12 protein-coding genes are annotated in these 13642 nt (G+C 49.9%); all 12 read right to left on the bottom strand.

Going from position 1 to position 13642, the window contains the following annotated elements:
- Position 1 precedes the first annotated feature (1 nt).
- A complete protein-coding gene (gene murF, locus XMM312_RS03195) occupies positions 2-1363 on the bottom strand; it encodes a UDP-N-acetylmuramoyl-tripeptide--D-alanyl-D-alanine ligase (protein WP_173488697.1) in 1362 nt (453 codons plus the stop codon).
- The gene (locus XMM312_RS03200; protein ID WP_254442827.1) at positions 1360-2853 is read right to left on the bottom strand and encodes a UDP-N-acetylmuramoyl-L-alanyl-D-glutamate--2,6-diaminopimelate ligase; all 1494 of its coding nucleotides are present in this window, start codon (positions 2851-2853) and stop codon (positions 1360-1362) included. Before XMM312_RS03200 ends, murF begins: the two co-directional genes overlap by 4 nt.
- A complete protein-coding gene (locus tag XMM312_RS03205; RefSeq protein ID WP_173488698.1) occupies positions 2850-4559 on the bottom strand; it encodes a penicillin-binding protein 2 in 1710 nt (569 codons plus the stop codon). The genes XMM312_RS03200 and XMM312_RS03205 overlap by 4 nt, the downstream gene beginning before the upstream one ends.
- Complete coding sequence (ftsL, locus tag XMM312_RS03210) at positions 4552-4842, bottom strand: cell division protein FtsL (protein ID WP_173481281.1); 291 nt, start codon at positions 4840-4842, stop codon at positions 4552-4554. The genes XMM312_RS03205 and ftsL overlap by 8 nt, the downstream gene beginning before the upstream one ends.
- A gap of 74 nt (positions 4843-4916) precedes the next feature.
- A complete protein-coding gene (gene rsmH, locus XMM312_RS03215) occupies positions 4917-5855 on the bottom strand; it encodes a 16S rRNA (cytosine(1402)-N(4))-methyltransferase RsmH (RefSeq protein WP_173481282.1) in 939 nt (312 codons plus the stop codon).
- A gap of 11 nt (positions 5856-5866) precedes the next feature.
- Positions 5867-6322, bottom strand: coding sequence for a division/cell wall cluster transcriptional repressor MraZ (gene mraZ, locus XMM312_RS03220; protein ID WP_173481283.1), 456 nt, complete (start codon positions 6320-6322; stop codon positions 5867-5869).
- 343 nt (positions 6323-6665) lie between these two features.
- Positions 6666-7622, bottom strand: coding sequence for a D-2-hydroxyacid dehydrogenase (locus tag XMM312_RS03225; protein WP_173481284.1), 957 nt, complete (start codon positions 7620-7622; stop codon positions 6666-6668).
- Positions 7623-7631: 9 nt separating this feature from the next.
- The gene (locus XMM312_RS03230; protein ID WP_371743464.1) at positions 7632-8609 is read right to left on the bottom strand and encodes a 2-hydroxyacid dehydrogenase; all 978 of its coding nucleotides are present in this window, start codon (positions 8607-8609) and stop codon (positions 7632-7634) included.
- Positions 8610-8688: 79 nt separating this feature from the next.
- A complete protein-coding gene (locus XMM312_RS03235; protein ID WP_173488700.1) occupies positions 8689-10431 on the bottom strand; it encodes an alpha-amylase family glycosyl hydrolase in 1743 nt (580 codons plus the stop codon).
- Between the two features lie 2 nt (positions 10432-10433).
- A complete protein-coding gene (locus tag XMM312_RS03240) occupies positions 10434-11660 on the bottom strand; it encodes a glycosyl transferase (protein ID WP_173481286.1) in 1227 nt (408 codons plus the stop codon).
- 14 nt (positions 11661-11674) lie between these two features.
- On the bottom strand, positions 11675-12499 hold the full coding sequence (locus XMM312_RS03245; protein WP_173483068.1) for a mannosyl-3-phosphoglycerate phosphatase: 825 nt from the start codon (positions 12497-12499) through the stop codon (positions 11675-11677).
- 184 nt (positions 12500-12683) lie between these two features.
- A complete protein-coding gene (locus tag XMM312_RS03250; protein ID WP_173483069.1) occupies positions 12684-13592 on the bottom strand; it encodes a homocysteine S-methyltransferase family protein in 909 nt (302 codons plus the stop codon).
- Positions 13593-13642: the final 50 nt, after the last annotated feature.

Below are 13642 nucleotides of genomic sequence, written 5' to 3' on the forward strand. Positions count from 1 at the left end.
ACTATTTTTCCATCTCTATTAGTGCATCGACGACACGATCCATCGCTGCACTTCGTGAACCTTTAACCAGCAGAGCACCCTCTTTAGGCAGGTTATGTGTTAACTCAGTAATCAATTCATCACGCGAAGCGAAATGACTCGCCCCTTCGCCGAAAGCTGACACCGCATTGGCCATCAGAGGACCCGTTGCCATCAGACGATCAACCCCCTGCTGCTTGGCATAACGACCGATCTCTGAATGAAGCGCCTCCGCGTCAGCACCCAACTCGGCCATATCACCTAGAACAAGTAGGTGCTCGCCATCGAGAGTCATCAGAGTATCGATTGCGGCTTTAACGGCGGAAGGACTGGCGTTGTAGGAGTCATCAATCAATGCAAGAGAGGGCTTGAGTGAATGAACCTGCAGGCGCCCCTTGAACCCTGTGTAGTTTTGCAGCGGTTTGATCGCGCTGGCAATCGACTGACCCGAAGCGACCCAAGCAGCCAGGGCTGCAAGCGCATTGGAGACCATGTGACGCCCCATAACAGAGAGCTGAACAGCGTATTGATTGCCTTGATATTTCAAAGTAAATCCAAAGCAACCCTGGTCATTCACTCTCAGATTCGTTGCGGATAACTCTGCTGATTCGTTCAAACCAAAACCGATCCAGCACTTATTCAAACGATCCAGTTTATCTGTCCAAACCTGGGCATGCGGATCATCTAAATTAACGATTCCGACTCCGCTCTCAACGAGGCCGTTATAGATCTCTGACTTAGCCTGCACGATATTCTCAAGGCTACCGAACCCCTCTACATGGGCTTCCATTGCATTGTTAAGAATAGCGACATTTGGCTGAGTCAGTGCAGCGGTGTAATCGATCTCACCGACTGCGCTAGCACCCAATTCAATCACTGCAAACTGATGCTCGGGTGAGAGCTCAAGCAGGGTCAGTGGTGCACCAATGTCATTATTCAAATTGCCCTGAGTAGCCAAAGTGGGCGCCAGCGAGGAGAACATCAGTGCCAACATCTCTTTAACACTGGTTTTACCGGCACTTCCTGTCACAGCAACCAACTGACCAGAAAATTGCTGACGATTCAGCGCACCCAGTTGTCCCAATGCTATTCGGGTATCGGCTACGACCAGCTGGGCAATAGGCAACTCGAGTGGATGATCGACAACAGCGGCCGATGCTCCTTGCTGACTAACCTGTTCAACGAACGCATGAGCATCAAATCGCTCTCCTTTTAGAGCGACGAAGAGATCACCCGAACCGGCTTTGCGACTGTCAGTAATCACACGTTCAATCTTTGTATCTGAACCTTTAAGTTCAGCGTTTAATACGGCCGCAAGCTCTATCAGAGAGTAGTCGCGCATCATAGTGTGACACCTCCTCTCAATGCTGACAGAGCCTGTTTTTGATCTGAGAAGGGCAGGCGTTCGCCATTGATCTCTTGATAATCTTCGTGACCTTTACCGGCGATCAAAACGATATCGTTAACCGATGCCTGAGCAATAATCTGATCAATCGCATCGGCACGACCGATCACTTCAAGGACAGGCTTATCGCCAGCAAAACCTTGAATCACTTCATCAATAATCGCTTGAGGGTTTTCGGTGCGAGGGTTGTCACTGGTCACCCAAATCCGATCAGCCAACTGCTCGGCAATGGCTGCCATCATTGGGCGTTTTCCACGATCACGGTCACCGCCGCAGCCAAACAGAGTCAGCAATTCGCCACCGGCCAAATGCTCTCGACAGGCGGTTAGCGCTTTCTCTAACGCATCCGGCGTGTGGGCATAATCGACGATGACACAAGGCTCGGTTGCGTTAGAGACTACTTCCATACGACCCGGCACCGGCTGAACTTTAGAGACAGATCGCTCTACATCACTTAGGTCATAACCCAGCATCGCCGCTGCACCGATCACCAAGGTCAGATTGGAGTGGTTAAAACTACCCATCAGTGGTGCGTCTACCCTAATGGTTTGATCCATCATCTCTAGCGTAAATGAGAGTCCTTTGGCACTAAACTTAGGATCGTACGAAGCGACATCTGCTGATTTCGATCTCGTAGAGAAGCTTAAGCGACTTGCGTCAGTTGGCTTATTTAACAAAGTTACCGCGTACTCATCATCAGCATTAATCAATTGCAGCGGTGCCCCATAGGCGTCAAACAACTTCGCTTTGGCGGCGGCATAAGCTTCCATCGAACCGTGGTAGTCCAAGTGGTCACGTGACAGGTTGGTGTAGGCCACTAAATCAAAGGCTAGCTGATCGATTCGCCCCTGATCAATGGCGTGGCTCGACACCTCCATCACTACGCTGTCAGCGCCCGCTTCAAGCAACTCAGCCAGAGTTCTTTGCAAGGCAATCGGATCAAGCGTGGTATGACTAGAGACCTTAAGATTGTCTAAAAAGCCAATACCTATCGTGCCCAACATAGCGGCTCGACGGCCCAATAGTGAGAGCAGTTGAACGAGGAAGTGAGCACAGGAAGTTTTACCATTGGTACCGGTAATACCGACCAGCGTCATCGAATGAGAGGGTGAGCGGTAAAAGCGATCCGCTAGCTGAGCCAAAGAGCAGGTCTCAGGCTGCCAAGCGATCACCTCAACATTCAGTTTTTCAGCTAACTCAGATGCCTCGGCTACCGTACCCTGCAACAGAACCGCTTTAGCCCCTTTGGTAACGGCCTGCTCAGCGAAATCGCATGCACTGTAGTTGGCACCCGAACGCGCCACAAACAGAGAGCCGGTCTGATCTTCTCGACTGTCTTGCGATAGTCGCGTAACAGATACTTCAGAGCTCCTTAGGCCAAATGGCATTAGGAGTTCATTAAGATTCCACTGCATTGATAACTGAGTCATTTTGAGGCCACCTGCATACTTGCCTCTTCCCAGTTATCGGGTGGGATATTCATCAAGCGCAGTACACCGCCCATCACCCGTGAAAAGACGGGCGCAGCAACCGCACCGCCGTAATACTCTTGGCCTTTAGGGTTATCAACCATCACCACCATGACAATTCGTGGATCACTGATCGGTGCGATGCCGGCAAATACTGAGACATAGGCATCTTCTGCGTAACCGCCAGCAACGGCTTTGTGAGCTGTACCCGTTTTACCCCCAACACGGTAGCCGGTCACCGCGGCCTGTTTAGCCGTTCCAATTGGCGTGACAACCGTTTCCATCATGCCAAGCACCTGGGTAGCCACCTCGGCTGGCATCACACGCTCACCCTTAGGTTTTTCGTCCAATTTGTAGAGTGATACGGGTAATTTAACGCCCTGATTCGCGAAGGGAATGTACGATTGAGCTAACTGCAGCGGCGTCACCGATAGACCATATCCGTAGGACAAGGTCGCACGTTCTACCTCTTGACGTTCACTTAGGAAAGGCAGCACACCTGAGCGCTCGCCTGGAAAACCGGTATTGGTGGGCTGACCCAGTCCCATGTTAAACATCAGGTTACGAACCGCGTCACTCTCCATCGATAGCGCCAGCTTAACGACACCGACGTTACTCGATTTGGTGATGATGCCTGTCATATCCAGTTCACCGTAGTTACGGTGATCACGAATGGATGAACCTCGAACTCGGATATAACCTGGCGAAGTATCGATCACATCCTCAAACTGGTAATCGCCACTCATTAAGGCGGCGGCAACTGTGATCGGCTTCATCGTTGAGCCCGGTTCAAAAATATCGGTAACTGCACGATTACGCAGCCCGTTAGGGTTTAAATTTCGGCGATCGTTCGGGTTGTAAGAGGGCTGATTAACTAGGGCCAATACCTCACCAGTACGAACATCGAGAATAACTGCCGATGCCGAATCGGCCTTATGCGTCTGAACCGCGTCTTTGAGCTCACGGTAGGCTAAATACTGTAAACGCAGATCGATACTGAGCGCTAAATCTTCACCTGGATCTGCCTCCTGCAGAGATTTTAGGTGTTTGATGGTGCGTCCCTTGCGATCCTGAAGAACCAGCGCTCGACCAGGTTCGCCATGCAGCATCTCATCAAAGGCCAACTCAAAGCCCTCTTGCCCTTTTCCGTCCACATTTGTGAACCCAACTAAGTGAGTTGACACTTCGCCGGTCGGGTAGAAGCGACGGAAGGTTTGATCGACATGGATACCACGAATATTGAGATCATTCACATGCTCTGCCAATTCAGGCGTCACCTGTCGTTTAAGGTACATGAAGCGGCGTGATGGATTCTCTTTTAGAGAGTTGAGTAGTGATTGCGGGTTAAGACTCAACAGACGAGCCAACTGAGGCAAGTTTGAATTTTGTAGATCAGTCTCTTTAGGGTCAGCCCAAATGGTCGCCACCGGTGCACTGACCGCCAAGGGGTCACCATGGCGATCGGTAATCAAGCCGCGATGCGCAGGCGTTAAGCGAGTGCGAAGCGATCGAGCATCACCCTGCTTCTGCAGAAACGCCTGCTCCGCTGTATAGAGCGACACCATCTTAGCGACAATCACACCAGAGATTAGCACGAGCGCAATGAAGACCAACCACAGCCGCCAGCCTTTTGCCGCTTGAGTCTGTACCACCTCTTCGTTACTCATCGATCGCCAGCCTAATCTCATTAGCTTTAGGCATCTTCATGCCTAAGCGCTGCTCTGCCAACACTTCAACTCGGTTGTTTGCACCCCAAGCCGACTGCTCTAGCAACAGCTGCCCCCACTCAATGCGTAGCTCGTCACTTTGACGCACCAGGACCTGATGCTGATTGAACAGACGACGGTAGTCGTAAGCGGTGTAGATCACCGCCAAGGCTGAGATAAAGATGAAAGCAATCAATAAAAAGCCAGAGACCAGAGGTGCAAAAAGCTGACCAAGTTCTAACATGGGCAGCTCTTTAGTTTGTTGCTTTGGCTTCTGCTTTATGGCCAGCCTATCCTTGAAGGGTATAGAGAATGGGATCATTTGAGTTTCTCCGCTATTCTCATCACCGCACTTCGGGAGCGTGGGTTATCAGACACCTCATCCTTGCCCGCTTTGACCGCCTTACCAATCGCCTTCAGCCGTTGATTCAACATATCCTGCGTAACCGGTATACCTGCAGGAAGATGCTCATCCCCTTTCACATAAGTACGAATAAAGCGCTTAACAATTCGATCTTCTAACGAGTGGAAACTGATGACTGCAAGACGCCCACCAACAGCAAGCACCTCTAGGGATTGATCAAGAACCTGCTCAACATCTTCAAGCTCTTTATTGATATGAATTCGAATCCCCTGAAAGGCACGAGTCGCTGGGTTCTTGCCTTTCTCCCATTTAGGGTTAGCTTCTGCAATGATCGAGGACAAACGAGCCGTTGTGGTTATAGGCTCTATCTCTCGCTCACGAACAACCGCCGCCGCCATGCGACGACCAAACTTCTCTTCGCCATAGGTAAATAGAACATCGGCGATCTCTTTTTCAGAGGCACGATTGATCCAGTCCGCGGCACTCTCGCCAGACGTTGTATCCATCCGCATATCTAATGGACCATCATTCTGGAAGCTGAAGCCACGCTTGGGATCGTCCAGCTGCGGTGAGCTAACACCCAGATCCATCAAAACGCCAGAAATCTTGCCCGTTAAACCACGCGCTTCGATAAAGGATTGAAGTCGTGAGAAGGAGCCATGCTCAATTGAGAAACGCGGCTCATCCGCAAAACGTTGATGAGCAAAAGCGATCGCCTCAGGGTCTTTATCGATAGCAATTAAACGACCCTCTTCATTCAATCTCTCTAACACCAACGCACTGTGGCCGCCACGACCAAAGGTGCAATCGACATAAATTCCAGCTGGATCTTGCACCAGCGCGTCGACCGCTTCGTTCAGAAGGACTGTGATGTGCTTGAAAGAGTCACTCATTGAGTCACCCCCTAAAGCGAAAGCGTTTGAAGATCATCTGGCAGAGCGCTCGACTCATCGGTCTCAGCCAGGTATTGATCTCGAGCGGCTAACCACTGGTCTTCGCTCCAGATCTCAAATTTGCGGCCCTGACCAAGAAGCACCAACTTCTTGTCCATCTGCGCATATTCACGAAGGGGTTGTGGTAATAGAAAACGGCCGTTCGCATCCAGCTCAAGATCAGTAGCATGACCTATCAACAGACGCTGGATGCGGCGGGCCGCGGGGTTAAAGCTTGGTAGAGACTCAATCTTCTTCTCAATGGTTTCCCACTCCGGTAACGGATAGAGAAGTAGACAGCGAGTTTCTGTATCGATGGTAACTACTAACTGGTTCTCGCAGCAGTCTGCAATTTGGTCGCGATAGCGCGCAGGCAATGCCATGCGCCCCTTCGCATCCAAATTGATTTTGTTGACCCCACGGAACATTCGTTACCACTCCTATCTGTGAATCTCTTGAGTTGCGACTTAAATCGCCACTCACGCGAAGAGCCGGCTCCCCCACCATTTCTCCACTATGACCCACTTTAACCCACTTTTTACCACTCCACGCCACTATAGCCCCACACAAGCTGCAATGCAACTTCAAAAAAGTGGATATAAATTCATCTATTAGGGGTGTAAAAGCGGGGCGGTAGTAGAAATATCGCGCGTAATAAGAGAGCGGGTGACAGGCTAAAGCCAGTCGCCGGTGCAAGAAAATAACTACGGAGTGACGGTGTCAGGCCTTCAGCCTGACATCCGCCATGAGAACATCTTCCAGAGAGGAGAATCAGTTCACCAAATTGCTTGGCTCACCTTTGTGAAAATTATCGATATGACCGATCAACTGATCCCATAAAGTCTGCATCGCCTCTTCACTTGCCCAGGCAACATGAGGTGTCACTATGACATTTGGCCTGGTGAGGATAGCGTGAAACGGGTGGTCGTCGTTGATTGGCTCAGAGGTTAAGCAGTCGAAGCCCGCTGCTGCAATCTGCTGACTGTTTATCGCTTCAACTAACGCCTGTTCATCCACCAAACCACCCCGACCAGCATTGATCAGAATAGGTTGTCGAGACATCTGCGCAAACTCATCCGCACCAATCAATCCGCGCGTTTCCGGGGTCAGCGGGCAGTGAAGTGAGATCACATCACTTTGAGCTAGAAATTGATCGAAGGGGGTATAACCCTCAGGCGGGTTCTGTTCACCTTTACGTCCAGAATAGAGAACCTTCATGCCAAGTGCCGAGCAGAGACGCCCCAGAGCGCTACCCAATGCACCCCGACCGACGATTCCCATGGTTGTACCAGCAAGGTCTTTGATCGGGTGGTTAAAAAAGCAGAACTGCTGAGCTCTCTGCCACTCACCATCAATAACATCTTGGCGATAACCAACAATGGAACGACGCAGTGCAAACATAAGGGCTAACACATGCTCAGGGACTGTATTAGTCGCATAGCCACGAACATTCACCACACTAACCCCATGGGCACGAGCAGCTTCCACATCAATCACGTCATAACCTGTCGCAGCAACGGCAATCAACTTTAAGTCAGGCAGTTGCTCAAAAGCCTCGGCACGAATAGGCACCTTATTAGAGATCGCAATCTGGGCGCCTCGCAGACGTTCGACCACTTCAGACTGAGCGGTGCGATCGTACTCAATCCAATCATGTTCAAAACTTGGCTTGGTTATTGAGACCGTCGGACCAAGCGTTGATCGATCAAGAAAAACGGTTTTTATCATGGGTTACCTTCAAACAAGCTGGTTCTCACAAGAGGCGTTTTGCTCCAGACAGGTTAGATTGTTCGCCGTTGTCTGAGCAATGTTAGTTAATGCCTCTTCGGTCAAAAAGGCCTGATGCCCGGTCACTATCACATTGGGAAAGGTCATCAAGCGCATCAGATCGTCATCCGCAATGACCCGATTAGACTGATCTTCAAAGAAGAGATCCGACTCCTCTTCATAAACATCGATAGCTAGACCCGACAACCCACCCTGTTTAAGTGCATTGATAACCGCCTTGGTATCGACCAGACCTCCACGAGAGGTATTGATCAACATAGCCTTAGGTTTCATCAGTGCCAATGCACGCTCACTAATCAGATGATGCGTCTGAGCCGTGAGCGGACAGTGCAAGGATATAAAATCTGATTGTTCCAGCAAGCTATCAAGCTCTACGTACTCAACGCCCTGCTCGATTAGATCTTGAGAGGGATTAGGATCATAGGCTAACAGACGACAGTCAAAGCCCCTCATAATTTGGCAGAAGACTGAACCAATATTACCGGTGCCGACTACCCCAACCGTCTTGCGATGAATATCACGCCCCACCAAGCCATCCAGCAAAAAGTTACCCTCTCGCACTCTATTGTAGGCTTTGTGAACGTGTCGATTGAGTGTCATCAGAAGCGTTAAAGCATGCTCGGCTACCGCATATGGCGAATAGGCCGGCACTCGTACAACCGATAAACCAAGCCGTTTAGCAGCATCTAAATTGACGTTGTTATAACCCGCGCAACGAAGCGCCACTGTTTTAACGCTGAGCTCTGCCAGCCTCTCAAGACAAGACTCATCCAACTGATCATTGACGAACACGACAACAGCATCGAAACCGGCCGCCAACTCGGCAGTTTTTCGATTAAGGTGTACCTCTTCAAACATCACCTCATGACCTGAAGCCTCAAAGGCGTCGATCAGGTAACTCTTCTCATCTTTTCTAGCACTAAACACTATGGCTTTCATTGGCACCATCGCTCTACTCAACCCCTAATAGGTCAAGCTTATGCGATGTGCCAAATAACTGAAAGAATTAGGCTGGTTTATTGGTCAACCAAAGATATTGATAGGGGCGCAGTGTCACTTGTGCCAGCCGGTCATCAAACACCTCTCCACTAACGAGATCTGTCCACTCATCGGTGATCACCAGGTTCAACTGCGACAAATTAAAGGTCTGCGGCTCATTGGTGATGTTATAGACGGCAAAAATACTCTGGGAGCGATTGATACTTTGACGCCAGAATGCAAACAGCGATTCCCCTGTGTGCAAGGTGTACATGGTCGCGTTGGGGTGAAAGGCCGGCTGCTTGCGACGAACCTTCAGCAGAGCCTGCATCGCTTCGAACACCTTTTTGTGATGGGTCTCTGCAGAGAGCTGTTGTTCCAATCGATCAGCATCCCACACATGACGATTGATCGACCTAAAGCTACCCGTGTGCTCGATGCGTTCGACATCATTTTCTGTCGCTAACAATGAATGAATGTAGAAAGCCGGAACACCCTCGAGCGCCATCATTACTGCTGCTGCACAGATAAAGCGTGCAAACTGAAGCCCATCAGGACCCGACTGATGCGTGCCAGCCATAGCATTCCAAAGGCTAATATTGATCTCATAAGGCTTGGAGTTTCCTTCGGCGTCCGTTCGACAACTGACTCGACCACCAAACCTCTGCATGGTGCCAATTAGGTTGTCGATCTCCCATTCGCTCAGCAGCCCTTCAGTCGGTCGCAAGCCAACACCATCATGTGACGCGATAAAGTTGAGATAGGTTGTGCCATATTGGGCAGGAGGCATAGTCATCAACCACTGCTTCAAATGAGTGCAATCACCTGTCACCAGGGTATTAATCAGTAACGGAGGGAGGGAAAAGTTATAAATCAGATGCGCTTCATTAGCGTTACCAAAGTAGGTGAGGTTTTCCGAGTTGGGAATATTGGTCTCGGTAATGATGACGGCGTCCGGTGAGTGGTGCTCTATGAGCAGTCGTAGCAGCCGTATCACCTCATGAGTCTCTGGCAAGTTGATACTGCTGGTGCCAGGCACCTTCCACAAATAAGCCACCGCATCGAGGCGGAACCAACGTATCCCCTGCTCCAGATAGAGATGTATGATCGAGAGAATCTCTAGCAGCAGATCTGGATTAGTAAAATCTAGATCGACCTGATCATGACTGAATGTGCACCAAACGTGCTTCTCGCCATTCACAGTACGTACCTCTTTAAGAAGAGGCGAAGTTCTGGGGCGAACCACCTGCGACAGATCCCATTCAGGCTCGGCTTCAAAAAAGTAACCCGCCCCTGGATCGATCCCTTTTTTGTAGTTCTCAAACCAGAGGCTGCGACTTGAGCAGTGATTGATGACCAGGTCACCCATAACCTTAAAAGATTGGGTCATGGAACGGATATCAGACCAATCTCCACAGCTGGGATTGACCGTGGTGTAGTCCATAACACTGAAGCCATCATCGGAACTGAATGGAAAGAATGGCAGCAGATGAACCACCGAGATGCTCTCTGAAAGACGACTCTTTACAAAGTCATTCAATGTCTTAAGGGGCACTTCAGCCTCTTTCCTAAGCGAGTCAGCATAAGTGATCAGCATGACATCAGACTGATCCCATATATTTCGATGTGGTTCAGGAGAGGGGGTATCCACCGAGATCTGCATAACCTTTAGACACTGCCGGGTCAGCTCATGAACATCCTTATCAGGGAAGAGTGCCGTTAGATGTGCGGCTACGCGTTGCTCAAGCGGAGTGTGGTTTAGTATCACCATGATCAACCCTCCCCAAATTCGCTCATATCCGCTTCGACCGCATCTAAAATCATCTGCTGCACATCTGGGCAGGCACTGATCACGCGGTTCCAGCTTGGTACAAAGGGGGTCTCCATTGGATGATCCAAGAAGTGAGTTCCCGCCTTCATAATGTTCTGAGCGAACAGCTCAACAGCCTGCTCCTCGTGATGAACGTCTAACTTCAAACCGTTGATCAAAGCATCGTTTCGATAGGTCTCTACAAAATCGAGAGCAATCCGGAAGTAGGTCGCTTTAATGGTTCGGAAGGTCTCTTGATTAAAGACAATGCCATTGGTCGCCAACTTTCTGAACACCGCTTTGGTAATGTCGATCGACATCTTAGAGAGTCCGGCATTCTCATTATCGAGCGAGATATCCTGATGTTTGTGATCGTAGATGTCGGCAATATCAACCTGACAGAGGCGGTTGTTGGAGTAGTTGCGAGTCATCTCACTTAATACGCCAATCTCCAGACCCCAATCGGATGGGATACGAATATCATTCATCACATCGCGTCTGAACGAAAACTCGCCCGCCAAGGGGTAGCGATAACTGTCTAGATACTCCAGATAATCGAGAGGCCCACACACTTTCTTCAGTGCTCTTAACAGCGGGGTAACCAACAATCGACTGACACGACCATTAATCTTGCCGTCAGCCACCCGCGCATAGAACCCCTTACAGAACTCGTAGTTGAAGTTGGGGTTGGCAACCGGGTAGATAAGTCGCGCCAGCAGAGAACGATCGTAGGTCAAAATATCACAGTCGTGCATTGCCACAGACTCGGCAACACCCGATGCCAATACATAACCCATGCAGAACCAAACATTCCGCCCCTTACCGGGTTGATCGGGGGATAGCTGATGACTTTGCAAAATCTCATCAACGGCACGCAGACGTGGGCCATCATTCCAGAGCACTTTGGTATTTTGTGGAAGATCGGAGAAAAATTTTAAGGCATCACGGTACTGCTGTTCATCGGCCCTATCTAGACCGATCACGATCTGTGACAGGTAGGGGACCTGCTTTAGATGCTCAAGAATATTGGGCATCGCTTCGGTCTCCAACTCCGAGTAGAGACAGGGTAGGATCAACCCCATTGGCCGCTGCTTAGAGAACTCCATCAACTCTGATTCAAGCGCTTCAACCGGTCTATCTGACAAATTATGCAGCGTTGTAATGATACCGTTTTGATAAAAATCGCCCATGAAATACTCCTAAATTAAAATGCATCGGGGAATCGATCAGTGATCAAGGCCTTAACCGCTTGATACCAACCCTCTGGCCCGCAAAGATCTGTTTGAATCACCTCACCTGAGGCATTAATAACTGGAAAGCTATGAACGGGAGATCGAACCTGTATGGCAATATCCGCCATCTCAAGCATCGCGCGATCGTTCTCACCATCACCCAGCGCAACACTCTCGACACTACTGTTCCAAAGCGTTTTATACTGATCGATCAACCACGCAAGAGAGAGCGCTTTTGATACTTCACCTTGCAGGTGGACAAAACGCCCCCCTTTAACGACTTGGATACCCACCTTCGCTAGAGATAGCGCAAAACGTTGAAGCTGCTCTTCAGAGTCTCTCCAGACCAGGGGTTCGCTGAAGTTCCTATCCAGAGCTAACTGAGCCCGTTCAAGCGAGAGCCCGGTCAAAGCAGCCATCTCATCAGCAGAGATCTCCGACAGACCATAGAAGTTGAACTGCGATCTGAAAGGCTCAACTCGTGACAAAATTTCAGAGCGTGTCAGGCCAAGATTGATGACGTTAAACCCGAGGTGCTCTTGCATCTCCCAATCAGCTGCTAACTGACTCCCCTTGGGCAGATAAATAGCTCCACCGTTCTCGACACTGAAGGGGTGTGAGTTGGCCAACTGGCTTCGCAGCGCAATCAACTCAGGTGCTGTTTTACTGGTATTGAAAATCCAAGGGATATTCAGCCGATTTAATAGCGGAAAGAGTGTGTCCGCGGGCGCGGCACTATAGGTGTAGTGATCTAGAAGGGTTCCATCCAGATCGGTAGAGAGCAGTAGTCGACTCATAACAGTTCATCTAAGTATTCGTTATGAAGCTACTGCAAACAGGGTACCAGAAATTATAAACCTTTGTTTTTATAGGATAAAATATAAACAGATTGAGAGTACGCACCAAAAATGCACAGTCAATGGGCAGAGTTATGCACCATGATGGTGCGCACCTAACGACCGCCTAGTGGCTTAGTAGCGGTTAGGGTTTCAGGATCTGTGAGACCGGCACCAACTGCGCACCCTGAAGAGAGAGCAACTCGGCCGTCTGCTGCATGTGCTTGGGAGAGATCGCGCAACAACCACCGATTAACCGAGCACCCGTTTCAAACCAATCCAGCGCCAGTTCGGCATACTGATGCGGGGTAAGATCTTTACGCTCCATCAACTCGGCGACCGAGTTACCAGCAGCCAGGGGCTCAACAGATGAGAAGCCATTAGCGTAGGCACCAAAGGGTTTGTGATGGTCAGCGATCTGTTTCAATGCTGCAGGCACCTCCTCGGGTGCAGAGCAGTTGATCCAGTACCCATTGGGATCAAACTCTTTCACAGCGGTTAAGAGATCTTCTATCGACTCCCCTGATCTCAACAGACCATTGGGTTCAACACGGATACCAAGAGTAAAAGGCTTACCGGTCTCTTGTGCAGCCCGGCATGCAGCACGCGCTTCAGTGGAGTTGCTCATCGTTTCGATCATTAACAGATCAACCTCTGGCTGCAGCGCACAGATCAATCGAAACTCATCTAACAGGCTTTGGTAGCTGCGTGGCGGATTGGGTAAATAGCTCCCCTCAATCGGAGCCAACACACCTGCAATATCAAAATGAGTGTCAGAGGATTCACGAATGGATTCTAGCGTTTTGCTGGCCAAGCTGTAGATGGACTCAATAGGATGAGTGACACCCGCTCGCTTGAGACGAGTTGGGGTCGCGGTGTAGGTATTTAGACAGAGTGTTCTCGCACCAGCATTAAGATAATCCGAGTGCACCTGACGAACAATATCAGGCTGGTTCATCATAACTTCGACAGACCAGAGAGCGTGACGTGGCTTGCCCGCACGCTGAAAGATCTCCTGACCTACACCACCATCCAAAAAACCAACGTTAACCAAAACCCTAACACCTATTGTTAAATTATCTGCCTGAACGGCTACGCATGAGG

Source organism: Marinobacterium sp. xm-m-312 (assembly GCF_013283295.1).
In the GTDB taxonomy this organism is placed as follows: Bacteria; Pseudomonadota; Gammaproteobacteria; order Pseudomonadales; family Balneatricaceae; genus Marinobacterium_E.